The sequence below is a fragment of the Streptomyces vastus genome (assembly GCF_039532825.1).
Taxonomy (GTDB): Bacteria; Actinomycetota; Actinomycetes; order Streptomycetales; family Streptomycetaceae; genus Streptomyces; species Streptomyces vastus.
This window is the reverse complement of the sequence record NZ_BAAASJ010000027.1, coordinates 84,361-102,097: the sequence shown is the minus strand read 5'-3', so window position 1 is coordinate 102,097 and position 17,737 is coordinate 84,361. Positions and strand designations below refer to the sequence as shown.

Below are 17,737 nucleotides of genomic sequence, written 5' to 3'. Positions count from 1 at the left end.
CCGGGGCTTTGCGGGTTGAGGTCCCTCTCGACTGCCCGCGTCGCACGCGCTGCCGCCTCCTGACCGTGAGGCAGGAGGCGGCCCGTTGTCGGCGTCCGTCGGTGGTTACAGGGGGATGCGTGCCTGGGCGGTGGAGATGACCGGCTCGCGCCGGCGGTGGCGCTGCTCGTACTCGGCCACCTCGCGGGCCACGCTCAGGGAGACGTTCTGCAGCTGGGCCATGATCTCGCTGGGGTCCATGGTGTCGTAGCCCGGCCACGGTTCGCCGCCGCGCAGCTGCTCGATCGTGTCCAGGACCGCGTCCCGGTTCGCGTGAGCCCGCTCGTAGCCCTCGATCACCGTCAGGTCGGACTGTGACAGCGGGCGCAGCCGCTTCTTGGTCTCGTCGAGGCCGAGCCGGCCGTACCCGGCGATCGGCAGGTCCTCCTCCCGGGTCACCGCGCCCTGGACCTCCTCGGCCATCCGTGTCACTCCGGGCATCTCGCGGACCACGCCCTCGGCCGCGGACCTGGTCTGGCGGCTGCCGGTCTGGACGATGTCCCGTAGCCGGTCGGCGGTCGTCCGCACGACGTGCATGAGCTCGTCCCGCACGCTGCCTTCGTGCTGCGGGCCGAAGCCATTGCCCGCGGCCACCACGGCCCGCGCGTGTGCGGCGACGCTGTCCTCCAGTTTCTCCAGCAGCTCCTGGTCCTGGCGGCGCAGCGAACCGAGCAGATCGGCGGCGGCCTGGTCCTGGATCTCTTCGGCGATGCTCTCCCCGGCGCGGGACGCGGCCAGCGCCCGGGCCGCGGCCGTGAACTCGTTCTCGGAGTTCTTCAGCAGCCGCAGCTCATTCGCCTGCCGGCCGCCCAGCAGCCCGGTCACCAGGGACGACCCGATCGCCAGCGGGAGCATGGCCGTACGCATGGCGCTGCGCGTGACGAGCCCCGCCATGTCGACCGTGCTGCCGAGCAGGCCGCGCGGGTGCGTTTCGCGTAGGTGATGCTCGATCCGCTGAAGGCTGTCCAGGACCTCGGCGACCTGGCGCTCCAGCATCTGGCGGTACGGACCCGGAGGCGTGACCGTCACATCCGCCCGGAACCGGTCGGCGACTGCGGCATGTGTCTGCCGGGCATCTTCCAGCGCCGGTGCCAGCGCCTGCGTCATCACTGCCATCTGCTACTCCCTGAGTGGGGGATCGGGCGGCTGTCCGCCGCGCGCGGGGAACGGCTGCTCGTCGGCCCTTTCCACGGCCGGGCAACCCTCACCATCCTGCGAGACCCCCACCGTGAACGCCCGGCGAGCGGCGCTCGGCGGACGGGCACCGCACGGCTCCGGGGCCCCGCCCGGTGCGGACTTCCCACGCCGTGCCACACCTGCTGGATTACTCCGTACGGGTGACGGCGCCCTCTTGGCGGCAGCGGCCCGTTGGTGCGGTGCCTGTGCGGTGGGCCCTGCTTTCCGGGCAGCGAAATGCCGCCGCATCGTCTGACGGCGCCTTCACGGGGGATAGTCACTCATGCACCGTCGACCTCATCACCTCTACACATAAGGGCGCCTGATGGAGGCTCCGGGGAGACCCTGCGTAACCTCCCCGGTACGCAGTAGGTTCGGGATCAGAACGCGCGCGGCCACGTGGCCGCGCGCGTTCTGGATCGAGATGAGGGGAGAACCGTGCGTCGTGGAGACGAATTCGCCGGCCGCTATGTCCTCAATGAGGTCATCGGCGAAGGGCGGAGCGGTGATGTGTGGCTGGCCCACGACAAGGTGGTCGGGCAGGACGTCGCGCTGAAACCGGAGCGGATCGAGGGCGACCGCGAGACCGCGGTACGGCGGCTGCTGGGCGAGCCGCGCGCCATGGCCAAGTTCCGCGATCACCCCCACGTCGTGACCCTCTTCGATGTCGTGACCGTCCCACAGGACGGCGACAGCGAGGGAGGCGGGGAGGACACGTATTGGTTCATCATGGAGTACGTGCCTGGCGGCGGCCTGGACCGGGAGTCACCGATGTCCCCCCAGCGGGCGGCCCGCATCGGTGCCGAGCTCGCCGACGCACTCACCGCCCTGCACGAGACGGGCATCGTGCACTGCGACATCAAGCCCGCCAACATCGGCCTCACAGGGCGCGGCACCGCGAAGCTGCTGGACTTCGGTGCCGCCCACCGGGCCGGCGGCACGGAAACCGTCACGGCCAACGGCCCGTCCAGCTTCACTCCGGCCTATGCCGCACCCGAGCTGGCCCGCGGGAACATCCCCCAGCCGGCTTCGGACGTGTTCTGCCTGGGCGCCACGCTCTACGCGCTGGTCACCGGCTCGCCGCCGCGCGGCAACGCGTGTGACGGGGACGATGAGCACGGGCAGGAAGGCGTCGAGGAGGAGGACACCGAACGCCTCACCCACTGGAAGGCCGAGCGGGGCGTCGTCGAGATGGACGCCGAGGCCGTGGGACCGCTGCATCCCGTCCTCACCGCCATGCTCCAGCGCGATCCTCGGCAACGTCCGGAAGCGGCCGAGGCCAAGCGGCTCCTGGCTGCCATCGCCGGGCCCGAGCGGGATGCCGGCGAGCGGACCCTTGATGACAATGACAATGACAATGACAAGCCGCCTGGGCGCGGGCGGCGGCGCTGGCCATTGCTGGCCGCGGCCCTCGGCATCAGTGCCGCCATGGCCTTGACCCTTGTCTTCGTCCCCGATGACGACGGCGACGACACGCATGACACCGACCAGGCCGGTCAGAGCCAGCTCACGGACGAGGCCTCGAACGGCTCGGGAAACGGCTCGGGGCAGTCCCTGATCGGCGATCCGCACACCGCCGACCTGTGCAAGCTGGCCGACCCCACTGCTCTCGGGCAGTTCGGCGAGGCCCAAGTGGACGTGGACTACGGGAACTTCGACCGCTGTGACGTGCTCGTCCACACCGACGAGGAGACCCGTATCGATGTGTCGCTGGACCTCCAGCCGGGCTCACGTCCCGAGTCGTCGCAACCCGCCAGGACCGTCGGGAAGATCGGCATCATGGAGAAGGAGCCGCAGGACGACGAGTGCGGGCTGCTTCTGGTGCCTGACGCCGGATCCGACGGCATTCTCGTAGAGGTTCGCGTCAACGTGGGTGACGGCACGGTGACCGGCGGCGCCGCGACTTTGTGCACGGTCGCCAACTCGGCCGCCCAGAGCGCGGCCGACGTGCTGAACCAGGGGCCGATCCCCCGCCGTTCCTCGCCCTACCCGAAGGACTCGCTGGCCTGGTCGACCGCCTGCGATCTGCTCGACGCCAAGGCGCTGTCCGTCATGCCCGGCATCAAAGCCGGCGCGCCCGCGGACATCGATGTCGCGAAGTGGAGATGCGAGTGGTCCAGCGACGTCGACGATCTGGAGACGGAGGTGAGCTTCTTCCGCGATCAGCCCAAGACCGCGGCGGACGGCGATCCCGTCCGGCTCAGCGGCTACGACGCCATCGTCGAAGCCGAGGAGGACACCTGCTCGGTCTTCGTCGAGTACCGCAGGTACAGCGGCAAGGACGCCGAAACGGCCGCCGAGATGCTCCGCCTGCAGGTCGACGGTCGTCGCCCGGCCGGCGAACTCCGCTCGATGGCCACGGCCCTGGCGAGGTCGGCTGCCGCGAAGCTGCCTCCGCGCTGACGCCCGGCGCCCCCGCCAACGGGACGCGCGGCCGGTACGCGGAACGGCGTACCGGCCGCAGGCGCGTGAATTGCAGTCCGGTTTTCGGATTCCCACTCGCATGGTTTCCCATTCTTCACATCTGCGAGCGGAAGATGAATTTCGTCAGAGGTGGCGTACTCGCACGGCTACTCCGTGTCCGATCAAGAGGTAGATCACGGCAGGCAGGCCATAATTGAGAAGGACGCGGAGCCCTTCTGTGTCCATCGTGAAAATGTCTTGCGACCACCACGCCAGCCAGTCGGCAGTGCCTTCCACGAACTCGACGAAGACGTTCGCCTGGTTGGCTTCGAGCAGGTAGAGCAAGATCCACAGGCCCAGGAACACGGCGGCGACATCCGCGATGGTATGGATGGCCAGGGCTGCCCGCCTCGCCACGGAGCCGTCTCTTGGCCTTTCCTGGCGGTGGTTGCGAACCTGGCTGTGGTCGTATTGCTGGTTTCCCGGTACGGGTTCGAAGTTACTCACGGGGATTCCCATCCGACGGGTGCACAATTCTCGGCGGCGGACGCGTGCGGGGCATTTTCCGCGCCTTATGGAAACTGCGCCGGGCCCGAATGACGCGTTACACGTCGCCGCAATACGTCCGATATCAACGGTTATTCGCCACCAGACAGCGATGCGGGCTCGGGTATGACACCCGCCGGTGTGGCCGCCGCTGCGACATCCGTGACCCCCATTACGGGGCACATCAGCCCCGATGCATGCAGGAATCGCAATATACAAATGTCGCAATGCGCTGTCGCCCGCAAGAGCCACCGGGCGCACGTCGGCCACATCGACTAGGTGCACGAAGGCCACCGTCACGCCTCCCACGAGGGGCAGCGGGACGACCACTGACGGCCGGTGGCGACTGGCGCCGGATACGGGCAGGTCACGCACCGAATCGGACCCATTGCCACATGCTAACGTCTGCATATGGCAACGACTTCCCCTCCCCCGGCGAGCGAGCCCGCGGACACCCTGCAGGCCGCCAGTGAGCTGCTGCGAGCCCTGGCCTCGCCCGTGCGCCTCGGCATCGTCCGCGAGCTGTCCACCGGCGGGAAGTACGTCCACGAACTGGTCGCCACCCTGGGCGTGAGCCAGCCTCTGGTCTCCCAGCACCTGAGAGTGCTGCGCACTTCCCGGATCGTCACCGCCCGGCGCCAGGCCCGCCAGACCCAGTACAGCCTCACCGACGACCACGTGGCGCACATCGTGCTGGATGCCATCCGTCACGCACAGGAGTAGCGCCGGCCTTTACGCCCCTGTACCGCCTCGATGGCCGTCCGACTTCCCGTCGGACGGCCATCGCCTCGCCTGGGCTCACGCCTCACGGACGGCGTGCCCCTTCGAGGGCCGCTCGTCAGCTGCTTCCCACGCCGGCTGCCCGCTGCCAGGCCGCCTCCCGCAGCAGGCGCAGTCCGTTCAGGCCGACGATGACCGTCGAGCCCTCGTGGCCTGCGACGCCGAGGGGCAGCGGCAGGGTGCCTGCCAGGTCCCAGATGACGAGTGCGGCGATGAACACCCCGGCGATGACGAGGTTCTGGACGACCAGCTCCCGGGCGCGGCGGGAGAGGGCGACGGTGGCGGGAACCGCGGCGAGTTCATCGCGGACGATCACGGCATCGGCGGTCTCCAGAGCAAGGTCGGAACCCGCCCGACCCATGGCGATACCCATGTGGGCGGCGGCCAGGGCGGGCGCGTCGTTGACGCCGTCGCCGACGACCATCACCTTGCGGCCCGCGCCCTCCATCTCCTTGACCGCGCTCAGCTTGTCCTGCGGCAGCAGTCCGGCGCGTACGTCGTCGATGCCGGCCTCGGCGGCCAGGTGGGCGGCGGCCCGGGCGTTGTCGCCGGTGAGCAGGGTCGGAGCGGTGCCGGTCAACTTGGTGAGGGAGGCGACGGTGGCGGCGGCGTCCGGGCGCAGCCGGTCCGCGATGCCCAGTATTCCGGCGGGGAGGCCGTCGACCATGACCAGGACCGCGGTACGGCCGGACTCCTCGAGGTTCTCGGCGATCGCGGCGGACGGGTGCTCCGCATCGTCCAAGAGGCGGGCCGGGGCGCCCACCGCGACCGTGCGCCCGCCGACGACGGCCTTCACCCCGATGCCGGGTGCGGACGTGAAGTCCTCCGTGGCGGGCAGGCCGAGGCCGCGCTCGCGGGCCGCGTCCACGACCGCCCGGGCCAGCGGATGCTCACTGGGGTGCTCGGCCGCCGCCGCCAGCGCCAGCAACTCGTCCTCGTCCAGGCCGGATCGGCGCAGTGGCCGGACGTCGGTCACGTGAGGGCTGCCTTCGGTCAGCGTGCCGGTCTTGTCGAGGGCGACCGTGTCCACCTGTCCGAGCCGCTCCATCACCACGGCCGACTTGACCAGCACGCCGTGCCGTCCGGCGTTGGCGATCGCGGAGAGCAGCGGCGGCATGGTGGCCAGTACGACCGCGCAAGGGGAGGCCACGATCATGAAGGTCATGGCCCGCAGGAGCGAGCCGTCGAGTTCGGCGCCGAAGGCGAGCGGCACGAGGAAGACGGCGAGAGTCGCGGCCACCATGCCCAGCGAGTAACGCTGTTCGACCTTCTCGATGAACAGCTGGGTGGGCGCCTTGGTCTCGGACGCCTCCTCCACCATCCGTACGATCCGGGCGATCACCGAGTCGGAGGCGTCGCGCTCGACACGGACCCGCAGAGCTCCGGTGCCATTCAGGGTGCCCGCGAAGACCTCGTCCCCGGGCTCCTTCGGTGCGGGGAGCGGTTCGCCGGTGATGGTCGCCTGGTCGACCTCGCTCGCCCCGTCCAGTACGCGGCCGTCGGCGCCGACGCTCTCTCCGGGGCGTACGAGGATGGTGTCGCCGACCGCCAACTCCTCGACGGGTACGGCCTGTTCGCCGCCGTCCGGGGTCAGCCGGGTGGCCGTGGAGGGGGCCAGGTCGAGCAGGCCGCGGACCGAGTCGGCGGTGCGGGCGGTGGCCAGTGCCTCCAGCGCGCCGGACGTCGCGAAGATGACGATCAGCAGGGCGCCGTCCATCACCTGCCCGATCGCGGCCGCGCCCAGGGCGGCGACGATCATGAGCAGGTCGACGTCGAGGGTCTTCTCCTTGAGCGCCTTCAGTCCCTCCCAGCCCGGTTCCCAGCCGCCGGTGACGTACGCCAGCGCGTAGAGCGGGCCCCAGGTCCAGGTGGGGGCGCCGGTCAGCTGGAGTGGCAGCGCGAGCAGGAAGAGGGTGGTGGCCTCGGCAGCCCAGCGAGCCTCGGGGAGCGCCAGGATGCGGGTGCGCCGCCGGGGCGCGGTTCCGGCGCGCGCGGGCCCGGCCCGGTCGACCGACGGCTGGGTGAGCGTGGAGGTCATCACTTTCCTTCATGAGGAACGCATGGGGGCGTGCGGGCAGAAGCGGTTCCCGGGGCCGCTCCGCCACCATACAGGATCACATGAAGAGCCATTCATGTCTTCATGTACGCACCCGCCAACCCCTGTCGTCACTAAGGTCACTCCAGACCCACAGACACGACGGGATTCGGACAGGCAGCAACAGCGTGTGGTGCGAGGAGGCGCGGGCATGGCTCGGGGCGAGGAGTCCGACGAGTACTGCGACACCGAGGCCGACGGCGGCGAGCAGGTGCCCCAGCAGCCGATGCCGCCCGAGCAGGACGAACTCCCTTCGGTGTCCGATGCGCGGCTGACCGATCTGCTGCGCGCCGACGCCCGGACCGCGCGCCCGGCTTGGCGCGAGCTGCGCAGCCGCCACCGGCCCGCGGTTCTCTCGTACGCCCGTCTGTGCACCGTCGACGAGTCGGCGGCCCATCGGATCACGGCGACGGCCTTCACCCTCGCGGCCCGCGAGACGGCGCGCGGCCTCGAGCCGCGCACCCCGTGGCGTCATCAACTCCTGCTGCTCGCCTGCCGCGTGGCCGTCGAGTGGTCCGCCGACGAACGTGCCGCCCGCCTCGACCCGGGTCTGCTCACCCGCCTGCGCGAGGCGGATGCGGGCCCCGACGGCCCCGTCCCGCCGATGCTCGCCGCGTTCCTGACGCTGCCCACGCGGGTGCAGGGTCTGGTCTGGTACGGCGTCGTGGACGGGGAGTCCGAGGCCGACACCGCCCGCCTTCTGGGCGTCACGCCCGGGGACGTTGCGTACGGCATGCAAGGCGCATTCCAGGACGCGTGCCACTCCGTGCTCACCACGCGCCTCGCCGGTTCCGACGATCCGGGCTGCCAGGATTTTCATCGCCTGATCGAGGAGGCGGTACACCCCGAGCGCCCTCGCCGCAGCACGGACCTGGACGCCCATATGGGCAGCTGCGCGCACTGTGCCACAGGGTACGAGGAGCTGGCGGCCCTGCGCGACACTCCGCACGCGGCTCTCGCCGAGGGGCTGCTGCCCTGGGCCGGCACGGCCTACGCCATGAGGGGCGGGGCGGCTGTCGAGGGGCGCCAGGAAGCACCCACGACGACGGAGAACGGCGACGGTCCGGCGACCCGGCGGAGCTGGTCGGCCCGGTGGCCGTCCCGGCGCTTCGCGATCGTCTCGGCCGCCCTCGGTGTCGCGCTCGCACCGCTGCTGGTCTACCTGCTGACGAAGGGCGACTCCGGATCGCAGGAGCCGGCCGGTGCTGTGGACACCCCGACGCGGCCGCCCTCGGCCACCGTGACGTCGACGTTCTCGCCGCCGCCGACCCTGTCCGCCACGGCCCAGTCCCCGCCCCCCAAGCCGACGAAGCCGTCGCCCCCTGCCTTACCGAGCCCGAAACCGACGCCCACCCCCACCCCCACGCCGTCGCCGACACGCACGAAGCCCCCGGCGTCCGGGCCGCCGGACAGCTCCTACGCCCAGGTGGTGAACGTCGACTCGGGCCTGTGCCTGGACGTCGAGGACGGCGACTTCGACAACGGCACGAACGTCATCGCCGCCGACTGCTCCGCCTCACCCACCCAGCGCTGGCGGGTCGACGCCGGCAGTGGAGCCTTCCAGTCGTTCGCCGACCCGGACTTCTGCCTGGACAGCCGGGGCTCCGTCGACGACGGCCTCGGTATCTGGACCTGCGAATCGCTCGACAGCAGCAACGGCGACAACCTTCGGTTCGCGGTGGAGAGCACGGGTGTCATCCGCCCGGCCATCGCCCCGGACCACGCCCTGACCCCGGCCGACGGCGACAGCCTGGACCTCGCCCCTGCCGACGGAGACGACGACCAGCGCTGGAAGGCGGGGGCGGGGGTCGACTGACCTCGGCCGCGCCCGGCCCTCGGGGGCCGTGGTGCGCCGCGGTGGAGAGGTGCCGACAGGGGGCGCGGCCACGGAACGCCGACCGTCCTTCCGTACCGCTACGGAACCTGATTGATCCGTCGTGCGGTGGAGACCCGTACAGCCATCAGCGCAGGGTTCGTCGGAGACGGCCGGCCTGCATCGCATGTGCGGCGGCGGTCCGGAAAGGGAGCAGCAGTGGCGCAGAACGCGGATGACGCCGCTCTCGACGGGCGGCGCCCGGCTCCTGACCTGCGTCTGGCGGGCGGCTCGGGCGAGGGCAGCCGTCGGCCCGGTGCGCGTGCTCAGGAGCTTCCGCCCGACCGCCACCAGGCGATCCTGGAAGCGACCAAGCAGGTCGCCGCCCTCCTGAAGAGGAACGGGCACGACTTCGCTCTCGCCGGGAGTGTCGCCGTCTACGCCCACGGCGGGGCAGGCAGTCTCCAGCACGACGCCGACTTCTGCATCAGGCCCGAGGACGCCCAAGCGGTCGCCGCCACACTGGAGGACGCCGGTCTGACGGTGTACGCGCCTCCCGAGGACTGGCTGCTGAAGGCCAAGTGTCTCGGGCAGGACGTGGACCTGATCTTCGGGCTGGCCCATGAGCCGGTCAGCACCGAGCTGCTCGGCAGGGCTCAGGACCTGTCGGTGGACTCCGTACAGATGCCCGTCCTGGCACCCACCGACCTGCTGCGGAGCCTGCTCGCCGCCTTCTCCGAGCACCACTGCGACTTCGGCGCCGTCCTGCCGATCGCCCGGCTGCTGCGCGAGAAGGTCGACTGGGAGCAGATCCGCCGCGAGTTCGGGGACGTACCCATGCCGGCCGCTTTTCTGTACTTGCTGGAGCGCCTGGACGTCATCGCACCGCAGGGAGGACATCAATGAACGCCCATGCCGGACAGGATCCGGGTGGTACGCGGACCACGGCGGACGCCGGCGCCGCCGAGGCACACGCCGAGAACAACATCGAGTACCGCATCGCCCATCTTCAGGAGCGGCTCGCCGCCGGCGAACTGGGCGAACTCGGTATGCGCGTCGAGCCGCGGGGATCGGCCGTGACGGTCATGGGCACCGTGCCCACCGCGCACTGCCGGGAGGAACTGCTGCGCACCCTGAACGAGGAACTGACCGGCCTTGCCGTCCATTACGACATCGTCGTGGCCGAGGCCGCGGCTCCCGATCACCCGGAGGAGGTCGCATGATCCGCGTCGCGGCCGTCGGGGACATTCATATGGGGCTGGACAGCCAGGGCCTGCTCAGGCCGGCTTTCGACACGCTGTCCGACTGTGCCGACCTGCTGCTCCTGGCCGGTGACCTCACCCGGCACGGCACGCCTGAGGAGGCGCGGGTGGTCGCCGAGGAGGTGGGCGGTCTGCCCGTGCCGGTCGTCGCCGTGCTCGGCAATCACGATCACCACGACGAGAAGCCGGAGGAGGTCACCGCCGTTCTGCGCGCGGCGGGTGTGCGCGTTGTCGAGGGGCAGTCAACGGTCGTCGAAGTCGACGGCGCGCGTGTCGGCGTCGCGGGCACGAAGGGCTTCGGTGGCGGATTCGTCGGCCGCAGTGGCAGCGAGTTCGGGGAACCGTTGATGAAGGAGTTCATCCGGTACACGCGCCGCTGCGCCGATGGTCTGCGTACGGCTCTGGACGAACTGGCCGGGCAGGGCTGCGGGACGCGGATCGCGCTCACCCACTTCTCCCCCGTGCCGGACACGCTGGCCGGTGAGCCCCCGGAGATCTATCCGTTCCTCGGCAGTTACCTCCTGGCCGAGGCGATCGACACGGCGGGCGCGGACCTGGCCGTCCACGGACACGCTCACGCCGGTACGGAACACGGGATGACCAGCGGCGGTGTCCCGGTCCGCAACGTGGCGCAGCCGGTCATCCGCAGGGCGTTCAGCGTGTATCACCTGCACGGCCGCGAGGAGCCGACGACGGCTTCCGCCTCCGCCGGCGCCTTCGGCTGAGCCGGCGCCGGCCGGGCGTTAGCTCACCCCGGGCGGGGGCACCCGGAGGCCGAGTGGGGTCCTGACCAGGGGCCGCCGCACCTTGACCGAGGTACTGGAGGTACTGGACATGGCACACGAAGGAAACGTCATCACCGAGCTGGTGACAGACCACCGGGAGGTCGAGGGGATCTTCGGCCGGATCGAGGCGCTGCCGCCCGGCGACAAGGACCGTAAGGTCTACGCCGACCAGGCCACCATGGAGCTCGTACGGCACTCGGTGGCCGAGGAGGAGTATCTCTACCCGGCCGTGCGGCAGTACTTCCCGATGGGAACACCTTGGCCGACAAGGAGATCGACGACCATTCCAAGGCCGAGCAGATCATGAAGGACCTGGAGAGCTGCGAGGCGAGCGATGCCGAGTTCGACCGGCTCATCGGCATGCTCATGAACGAGGTCCGCTCGCACATCGCCGATGAGGAGGAGAACCTCTTCCCCATGCTGCGCGACACGGCTACCGCCGAGGCCCTCGACGAACTGGGCGACAAGGTCCGGCAGGCGAAGAAGCTGGCACCAACGCGTCCGCACCCCTCAGCGCCGGACAAGCCTCCGGCCAACAAGCTCCTGGCGCCCGGAGCCGGACTCGTCGACCGTCTGCGCGATGCGCTGACGGGGCGCGGGAAGAAGGACTGACGGCGAATGGTGCGGCGGGGCACGGGTACTGCGGGGAGTTGTCGGCGCAAGAGGAAGCGCCCACTCCGCAAGTGTCCCGACATCTCACCGCCTGGAGGGCACCATGGCAGATGTCAGCCCCATCGACCTGCAGAAGGCGTTGTCCGGCGTGGACTACCCCGCCGACCCCAAGAAGCTTGCGAAGGCCGCCCGGGACAACGGCGCGCCGAAGGAACTCACCGAGCGCATCTCGCACCTCGGGAAGAAGAAGTTCGAGAACCCTGCCGAGGTGAGCAAGGCCGTCTTCGGCGGCCAGTGACCGACTTCCGTCCATGACGGCCGGGGCCCTGTGCCCCGGCCGTCGTAGTTCTGACGAACGCCTGGAGGCTGCTTCATGGCCGCCTGGACGGTGGCGGGCCCGGGCGGTCAGGGCCAGGACGGTTCCCTGCGTGGGACGACGACGAGTTCGGACACGGCGCTGCCGGCCGGGACGGAGAGGGCGTACAGAACGGTGTCGGCCACGATGTCGGGGCTCTGCAGCATCGATACGTCGGCGTCCGGGAACCGGTCGAGGATGAACGGCGTGTGCATGCCGCCGGCGATGATCCCGGTGACACCGATCCCCTGGCAGTCCCGCTGCGCCTCCTTGAACAAGGTGTGGGTGAACGCGCGCAGACCCGCCTTGCCGGCCGAGTAGGGTCCGGCCTCGGTCCAGGTGCGGTTCGCGGCCGTGGACAGGATGTTGACGATGTGGCCGCCGCCACGGGCGACCATGCGCCGGTAGGTCTCCAGGCACAGATACATGGGCCCCAGCAGATTGGTGGCGATGACTCGCGTCACCTCGTCGGCCGACAGGTGCTCGATCGGCTTGGTGACGTCGACGGCGGCGTTGTTGACCAGCACGTCCACCGTCTGCCCGGTCTCCTCGAGGTCCCGGAAGACCTCCGCGACGGCGTCGGCGTCCCGTACGTCCATCTCCACGAAGCGTGCGTCGCGGTCCTCCCGGGCAAGGCCGTCGCAGAGTTCCTGTGCCAGGTCCTTGCGCACGTCGGCGACCAGTACGGATGCTCCCGCTCCGGCCAGCTTCCGCGTGATCGAGGCGCCCAGGCCTCGTGCCCCGCCGGTGACCAGCGCCTGCTTGCCGTGGAGATCGACCTGTACCGCGCCGTCTGCGCCGCCCATGTATCCGCCTTCCGTCGTGCCGCCGGATGGTGCCCTTCACGCTCGGCGACCGGTTCACGTCCCACTGTGACCGTGACGGAAAGGCCCGGCACGTCGGATTAGCCCGCAGGAACAGCCCGCCGACGGGATGTGCGGCTGTGGCCGTCGCCACTTTCCCCGGCGTCCGGTCCGTGTCGTATGTGCGTATTCGGGTGCTGTGATCAACCCCACGGCGGGCGTCAATTCCCCTACCGGCTCGGGGACTTCATACCTCTGCGGCACCGAGGCGCAGTGGCTTCGGTCCGGACTCGGCGGTCCCGTCTGCCACGATGGGCGGCGCCGATCCGGTGGAGCGGCCGCGCAGCGCAGCCGGCATTCCGAGTTCCCGCCGATTCCTCCGCCTGAGTCCCCGGACTCGTCTCACGAGTACCTCACTGTGTCTTCTTCCCCTTCCGCACCCATGCCCTCCCCTGCCTCCACCGATGTGCCGCCCTCGAGCGAGTCCCGTTCGCCGTGGCGATCCCTGAAGTACCGCAGCATGCGCTGGTGGTCCGTCGCGAACCTCGTGTCGAACGCCGGTACCTGGATGCAGCTCACGGTGCAAAACCTGCTGGTCCTGCAGATCACCGGATCCGCCGCGACCACGGGTCTTTCCGTGTCGGTGCAGGCCGCGCCCGCTCTGCTCATGAGCCTCGCCGGCGGCGCGGCCGTGGACCGCTGGCCCCGCAAGCTGACCGCCGGTGTCAGCCAGGCGCTGCTCGGCGCCGTGGCGTTCGTGACGGCCGTCCTGGTGGCGGTCGATCAGCTGAACGTTCCCGTGCTGATGGTGCTGGCCGCCGTCACCGGTCTCATCGCCACGGTCGACGCGCCGGCGTGTTCGCTGCTGGGCAACGATCTCGTACGTACGGAGGATGTTCCCTCCGCGATCGGGGTGGGCTCGCTGGTGTCCAACGCGGGCCGGCTCGCCGGTACCGCGCTGGCGGGGGTGACGGTCGGCTTCTTCGGCACGGCCGCCGCGTACGCCGCGAACGGGGTGTCCTTTCTCTTCGTCGCCTCGGTCATTCCGTTTGTCCGGCCGGTTTACAAGGCGGCTCGGCGTTCTGAGGTTCCGTCGCCCGCGATTCCGGCGCAGCGCGGTTCCAAGAGCGCGGGTCAGGACATGACCATGCGGGAGGGTCTGGCGTTCTTCATGCGCCGTCCCCGGCTGGTCGCGCTCGCCGGTGTCACCGGCATCAGCGCGGTCTTCGGGCGGAACTACTCGCTCACGCTGGCCGTGCTCGTCACCGGGCCGCTCGCCGGGGGCGCCGGGGCGTTCGGCACGGTCTCCACGGTTCTCGCCGTCGGCGGCATCCTCGGCGCCGTGCTTGGCGCCCGGCTGCGCCGGCCCTCCGTGCGGGTCGTGGGCACCTTGGCTGCCGCGGGTGGCCTCCTCCAGGCGGTGGCGGGGCTCTCGCCGTCGCTCGCCCTGCTGCTGGTCCTCGTCCTGCCCATGGCCGTGGTGGAGTCCGTCTCCGACACGGCCGGGACGACGGTTCTGCAGACCGACCCGCCCGCTCATCTGCGGGGACGCGTTCTCGGCGTGTGGGGCAGCATTCGTACGGCCTGGGGTCTCGCGGGGCCGCCCGCGCTGGGGCTCCTCATGGAGCTGGCCGGGGCACGCGGCGCCCTTGTGGCAGGCGGGCTGATCATCGCCGGTTCGATCGGAGCGGGTTACGTGCTGCGCGAACGCCGGACCACGAAGGCGGTGGTCCTTCGGACGGAGGAACGCGACATGACGTCGCAGCCGGGGCTGAGCACGGCCGCCTGAGTCCTCGCGGACGGGCGGAGTCGGCGTCCGGCCATCCGCCCGGCCGACGCGGCGCGCCGCCGCGCGGCGCGTCACGGTCGGCGCGGCAGCCACCCAGGACTCCGCTGCCCGCCCTTGCCGGGGTGCTCAGTACGAGCTCTCCGGCAACGGCGGCGGGCCCTGCGCCGGCCTCCGACGCTCGTAGGGCGGATGCAACGGATGCGTGTCCGGCTCCGGCAATCCGCGTACCGCCTCGACGACCTCGCCGACCGTGATCCGCAGCAGCCGTTCGTCAGGCAGCCGGCCGTGTGCGTCCCCCGGGCGTGCCGACTCGTCGGTCCCGGGATGCCACAGCACCCGGTGCCGTGGATCGGCAGGCGGTCCCCACAGGCGAGGGGCGACCGGGCCGAACAGGACGACGGACGGAGTGCCGAGCGCCGTGGCCAGGTGGGCGAGCCCGGTGTCGCCGACCACCACGCAGCGGGCCCCTGCGACGAGCGCGGCCAGCTGATCGAACGGCACATCGCCGGCGCCGCCCAGCACCGCGGCCGCCGGCAGCTTGGCCTCTGTTGCCACGAAGCGAGCCAGGCCCTCCTCACCACCGCCCGCGGTCACGACGACATCGTGACCGCCGCGGTACAGCTCCCGTGCCACGGCCGCGAACCGTTCCTTGGGCCAGCGGCGGGCGACGGCGTCCGCTCCAGGGTGGACCACGATCGCGCCGGGGGCCGGGGACGGCGTGGTGGGCGGCGGGATGCGTAGGTCCGTCGGGTCCGCCTCGATGCCGTACCAGCCAAGGAGTCGGCACCAGCGTTCCCGTTCGTGTGCGTCGGGCTGCCATGCGGGGCCGGAGATGTCGGGCGTGTCGGGGTGCGCGTAGGCGAGGAGCCTGCGGGGACGGAGCCGTTGGAGGAGCAGGTGGCTGGGCGGGCCGTTGCCGTGCAGGTCGACGGCGAAGTCGGGCGGTGGTCCGTCCCAGGGCAGATGTGCGGGCACCCCTCGTCCGGGGGCGGAGGCGGGCAGGAGGCGGTCCACAAGTCCGGTCGCCGCCGCGGCCTCGGTCAGCCGCTCGGGGGCGGCCAGGATGATCTCGTGCCGGGGCAGGTGGCGTCGCAGTGCTCGCAGGGCGGGCACCGCGGTCAGCAGGTCGCCCAGCCCCAGTGCGCGCAGTACCAGCGCCCGGGGCCTCGTCCCCGAGGACCTCACGGCGGTGGCGGCCGCAGGGGTACGGCGGCCTGTGCGGCCCGGCGGGCCAGCAGCGTGGTGGAGCGGCCGTCGAGGTAGGGCAGGACAACCGCCTGCCCGCCCCAGGCGCGCAGCACCTCCTCCTCGGGCAGGTCCTGGACGGAGTAGTCGCCGCCCTTCACCCACACGTCGGGCTTCAGGCGGCTCAGCAGTGCCTCGGGGGTGTCCTCCTCGAAGACCGCGACGGCGTCGACGCTGCCGAGGGCCGCGAGGACGCGGATACGGTCCGCCTCCGGGTTGAGGGGGCGGCCCGGGCCCTTGCGGCGGGCGAGGGACGCATCCGAGTTGAGGCACACGATGAGGCAGTCGCCGATCCGCCGGGCGCTCTCCAGCAGGCCGACATGGCCGGCGTGCAGCAGGTCGAAGCAGCCGCCGGTGGCGACCACCGTGCCGCCGCGCGCCCGGACACGCTCGGCGAGGGCGAACGCGTCGGTCGTCGGCGCGTCCTCGGGGCGGGACGCGGGAGCCGTCCGCCACAGCGCCGGGTTCCCGGCGCCGCCCGCAGACACGAACGCGGCGGCTTCGGCGACCGCCCGCTGCACGGCCTCCTCAGGGAGTGCCCCGTCCGCCAGAGCCGCGGCCGTGGTCGCGGCGAAGCAGTCGCCCGCGCCGCAGGGGTCGCCGGTGGCCTGGTACGGCGCCGGGACGAGCATCGGCGTACGGGTGCCGGGCCTGGTCAGCAGCACACCGCGGGCCCCGAGGGTCACGGCGACGCCTGCCGCCTGCCAGTGGTCCGCCAGTTCCGCGCCCCGCTCGGCGTACGCGCGCAGGGATTCGCCGGCGCCGGGGCGCAGGGCGCGCGCCTCCGCCGCGTTCGGGGTGACGAGCCGTGCTCCGGGCACCGGCGTGTCGCCCTTGGGGTGGGGGTCCCAGACCAGGGGCGTACGGGGGGCGACGGCGGCGAGATGGGTCCGTACGGCGTTCGCGGTGTGGCGTCCGTAGTCGGCGACGAGTACGGCGTGGGCGTGGGCCAGCGCGTCGCGTACCGCGTCGTCCGGCTCGCCGGGGATGCCGCCGCCCCGGTCGATCCGCACCACGGGACGGCCGCTCGCGAGGACGCGGGTCTTGACCGGCAGCGTGCCGTCGAGGGGGATCTCCAGCAGATGGACCCTGCCGCGCAGGTCGCGGCGTACGGCTTCGCTGGCCGGGTCGTCGCCGAGCGCGGTCACCAGGATCACTTCGCGACCGCCCCGGGCCGCCAGTGCGGCGGCCAGGCCCGCTCCGCCGGGGTGGCGCCGGTCGCCGGTGACGTCGACGACGGGGGCGGGGGCGTCCGGGGACAGCCGGGTGGCGGTGCCTTCGATGTCCTCGTCGAGCAGGACGTCGCCGACGACCACGAGGGGCTTCGGCTCGTTCACGATGCCCTCCGGTGGGCCGCGACCGTGCTGGGGACCGTGCCGGGGGCAGGCGCGAGCGCCGCGTCGAAGCACTCGCAGAGGAGGTGTACGGCGACGAGGTGGGCCTCCTGCACGGTCGCCGTGCTGTCGGCGTCGATGCACAGGGCCTCGTCGGCGGCCTCTGCGAGGGGATTCGGCCGCGGCCCCGTCATCGCCCAGACGCGCAGCCCCGCCGACCGGCCCGTCACGGCGGCCGTGATCAGGTTGGCGCTGCGGCCGGACGTGGACAGGAGCATGAGGACGTCCCCGGGGCGGCCGTGGGCGGACACCTGCCGGGCGAAGACGTGCTCGAACCCGTAGTCGTTGCCGATGGCGGTCACGCTGGACGTCTCCGCGTGCAGGGCGATGGCCGAATAGCCGGGCCGCTCGTGCCGGTACCGTCCCACCAGCTCGGCGGTCAGATGCTGGGCCTGTGCCGCACTGCCGCCGTTGCCGGCGGCCAGCAGCCGCCCGCCGGCGGGCAGGACGGCGGCGAGCCGGCCGCCCCACTCAGCGACCCGGACGAGACCGTCCCGGCGGAACCGGCCGAGCGCCTGCTGCAGTGACCGGCAGTGCAGGTGCGCGGCATCAAGTGAAGGGGACGCTGCGAATTCCCTCATGATGATCGGGCGTACCGCGTCGCGGAGGACGACGGCCGGACCCGCACCTCCTTCGTGCG

15 protein-coding genes and 1 pseudogene are annotated in these 17,737 nt (G+C 71.5%); 9 read left to right on the top strand and 7 right to left on the bottom strand.

The window, feature by feature from the left end; translation table 11 throughout:
- Positions 1 to 105: 105 nt before the first annotated feature.
- Positions 106 to 1,155 carry a hypothetical protein gene (locus tag ABD357_RS12885; protein WP_344389887.1) on the bottom strand — a complete coding sequence of 350 codons (1,050 nt, stop codon included), beginning with the start codon at positions 1,153 to 1,155 and terminating at the stop codon, positions 106 to 108.
- Positions 1,156 to 1,653: 498 nt separating this feature from the next.
- Between ABD357_RS12885 and ABD357_RS12880 the strand changes: the two genes are divergently transcribed.
- Positions 1,654 to 3,618: a serine/threonine-protein kinase gene (locus tag ABD357_RS12880; RefSeq protein WP_344389886.1), complete on the top strand. Its 1,965-nt coding sequence runs from the start codon at positions 1,654 to 1,656 to the stop codon at positions 3,616 to 3,618.
- A gap of 144 nt (positions 3,619 to 3,762) precedes the next feature.
- On the opposite strand, the gene ABD357_RS12875 is transcribed toward ABD357_RS12880, so the two are convergent.
- A complete protein-coding gene (locus ABD357_RS12875; RefSeq protein ID WP_344389885.1) occupies positions 3,763 to 4,125 on the bottom strand; it encodes a hypothetical protein in 363 nt (120 codons plus the stop codon).
- 450 nt (positions 4,126 to 4,575) lie between these two features.
- Here ABD357_RS12875 and ABD357_RS12870 point away from each other — a divergent pair, with 450 nt between their 5' ends.
- Complete coding sequence (locus tag ABD357_RS12870; protein ID WP_344389884.1) at positions 4,576 to 4,887, top strand: ArsR/SmtB family transcription factor; 312 nt, start codon at positions 4,576 to 4,578, stop codon at positions 4,885 to 4,887.
- 115 nt (positions 4,888 to 5,002) lie between these two features.
- On the opposite strand, the gene ABD357_RS12865 is transcribed toward ABD357_RS12870, so the two are convergent.
- Positions 5,003 to 6,982 carry a heavy metal translocating P-type ATPase gene (locus ABD357_RS12865; RefSeq protein ID WP_344389883.1) on the bottom strand — a complete coding sequence of 660 codons (1,980 nt, stop codon included), beginning with the start codon at positions 6,980 to 6,982 and terminating at the stop codon, positions 5,003 to 5,005.
- Positions 6,983 to 7,190: 208 nt separating this feature from the next.
- On the opposite strand from ABD357_RS12865, the gene ABD357_RS12860 reads away from it, so the two are divergent.
- The 6 genes and pseudogenes from ABD357_RS12860 (at position 7,191) to ABD357_RS12835 (ending at position 11,809) form a co-directional block, all read left to right on the top strand.
- Positions 7,191 to 8,855, top strand: a complete 1,665-nt coding sequence (locus ABD357_RS12860) for a ricin-type beta-trefoil lectin domain protein (RefSeq protein ID WP_344389882.1) — start codon at positions 7,191 to 7,193, stop codon at positions 8,853 to 8,855.
- A gap of 216 nt (positions 8,856 to 9,071) precedes the next feature.
- The gene (locus ABD357_RS12855) at positions 9,072 to 9,758 is read left to right on the top strand and encodes a nucleotidyltransferase family protein (RefSeq protein ID WP_344389881.1); all 687 of its coding nucleotides are present in this window, start codon (positions 9,072 to 9,074) and stop codon (positions 9,756 to 9,758) included.
- On the top strand, positions 9,755 to 10,075 hold the full coding sequence (locus ABD357_RS12850) for a hypothetical protein (RefSeq protein WP_344389880.1): 321 nt from the start codon (positions 9,755 to 9,757) through the stop codon (positions 10,073 to 10,075). The genes ABD357_RS12855 and ABD357_RS12850 overlap by 4 nt, the downstream gene beginning before the upstream one ends.
- Complete coding sequence (locus ABD357_RS12845; RefSeq protein ID WP_344389879.1) at positions 10,072 to 10,839, top strand: metallophosphoesterase family protein; 768 nt, start codon at positions 10,072 to 10,074, stop codon at positions 10,837 to 10,839. The genes ABD357_RS12850 and ABD357_RS12845 overlap by 4 nt, the downstream gene beginning before the upstream one ends.
- A 109-nt stretch (positions 10,840 to 10,948) precedes the next feature.
- Positions 10,949 to 11,511 (top strand): annotated as a pseudogene (locus ABD357_RS12840) (hemerythrin domain-containing protein).
- 103 nt (positions 11,512 to 11,614) lie between these two features.
- Complete coding sequence (locus tag ABD357_RS12835; protein ID WP_033319846.1) at positions 11,615 to 11,809, top strand: DUF2795 domain-containing protein; 195 nt, start codon at positions 11,615 to 11,617, stop codon at positions 11,807 to 11,809.
- Between the two features lie 107 nt (positions 11,810 to 11,916).
- Here ABD357_RS12835 and ABD357_RS12830 read toward each other — a convergent pair whose 3' ends face one another.
- On the bottom strand, positions 11,917 to 12,672 hold the full coding sequence (locus ABD357_RS12830) for an SDR family oxidoreductase (protein WP_344389878.1): 756 nt from the start codon (positions 12,670 to 12,672) through the stop codon (positions 11,917 to 11,919).
- 517 nt (positions 12,673 to 13,189) lie between these two features.
- Here ABD357_RS12830 and ABD357_RS12825 point away from each other — a divergent pair.
- Complete coding sequence (locus tag ABD357_RS12825) at positions 13,190 to 14,458, top strand: MFS transporter (RefSeq protein WP_425584848.1); 1,269 nt, start codon at positions 13,190 to 13,192, stop codon at positions 14,456 to 14,458.
- 126 nt (positions 14,459 to 14,584) lie between these two features.
- Here the strand turns inward: ABD357_RS12825 and ABD357_RS12820 are convergent, their stop codons facing one another.
- Genes ABD357_RS12820 through ABD357_RS12810 form a run of 3 tightly spaced genes read right to left on the bottom strand, consistent with a single transcriptional unit; the run spans position 14,585 to position 17,678 of the window.
- Positions 14,585 to 15,643: a glycosyltransferase family 9 protein gene (locus tag ABD357_RS12820; protein WP_344389875.1), complete on the bottom strand. Its 1,059-nt coding sequence runs from the start codon at positions 15,641 to 15,643 to the stop codon at positions 14,585 to 14,587.
- Positions 15,640 to 17,040, bottom strand: a complete 1,401-nt coding sequence (gene rfaE2, locus ABD357_RS12815; protein ID WP_344389874.1) for a D-glycero-beta-D-manno-heptose 1-phosphate adenylyltransferase — start codon at positions 17,038 to 17,040, stop codon at positions 15,640 to 15,642. Before rfaE2 ends, ABD357_RS12820 begins: the two co-directional genes overlap by 4 nt.
- Positions 17,037 to 17,678 carry a D-sedoheptulose-7-phosphate isomerase gene (locus ABD357_RS12810; RefSeq protein ID WP_344389872.1) on the bottom strand — a complete coding sequence of 214 codons (642 nt, stop codon included), beginning with the start codon at positions 17,676 to 17,678 and terminating at the stop codon, positions 17,037 to 17,039. Before ABD357_RS12810 ends, rfaE2 begins: the two co-directional genes overlap by 4 nt.
- Between the last annotated feature and the right edge of the window lie 59 nt (positions 17,679 to 17,737).

What these genes read in the sequence shown, in the direction of transcription:
- ABD357_RS12885 (WP_344389887.1), bottom strand. Translation starts at nt 1,155, where the DNA reads ATGGCAGTGATGACGCAGGCGCTGGCACCGGCGCTGGAAGATGCCCGG.
- ABD357_RS12870 (WP_344389884.1), top strand. Translation starts at nt 4,576, where the DNA reads ATGGCAACGACTTCCCCTCCCCCGGCGAGCGAGCCCGCGGACACCCTG.
- ABD357_RS12865 (WP_344389883.1), bottom strand. Translation starts at nt 6,982, where the DNA reads ATGACCTCCACGCTCACCCAGCCGTCGGTCGACCGGGCCGGGCCCGCG.
- ABD357_RS12860 (WP_344389882.1), top strand. Translation starts at nt 7,191, where the DNA reads ATGGCTCGGGGCGAGGAGTCCGACGAGTACTGCGACACCGAGGCCGAC.
- ABD357_RS12850 (WP_344389880.1), top strand. Translation starts at nt 9,755, where the DNA reads ATGAACGCCCATGCCGGACAGGATCCGGGTGGTACGCGGACCACGGCG.
- ABD357_RS12845 (WP_344389879.1), top strand. Translation starts at nt 10,072, where the DNA reads ATGATCCGCGTCGCGGCCGTCGGGGACATTCATATGGGGCTGGACAGC.
- ABD357_RS12835 (WP_033319846.1), top strand. Translation starts at nt 11,615, where the DNA reads ATGGCAGATGTCAGCCCCATCGACCTGCAGAAGGCGTTGTCCGGCGTG.
- ABD357_RS12830 (WP_344389878.1), bottom strand. Translation starts at nt 12,672, where the DNA reads ATGGGCGGCGCAGACGGCGCGGTACAGGTCGATCTCCACGGCAAGCAG.
- ABD357_RS12825 (WP_425584848.1), top strand. Translation starts at nt 13,190, where the DNA reads ATGCGCTGGTGGTCCGTCGCGAACCTCGTGTCGAACGCCGGTACCTGG.
- ABD357_RS12810 (WP_344389872.1), bottom strand. Translation starts at nt 17,678, where the DNA reads ATGAGGGAATTCGCAGCGTCCCCTTCACTTGATGCCGCGCACCTGCAC.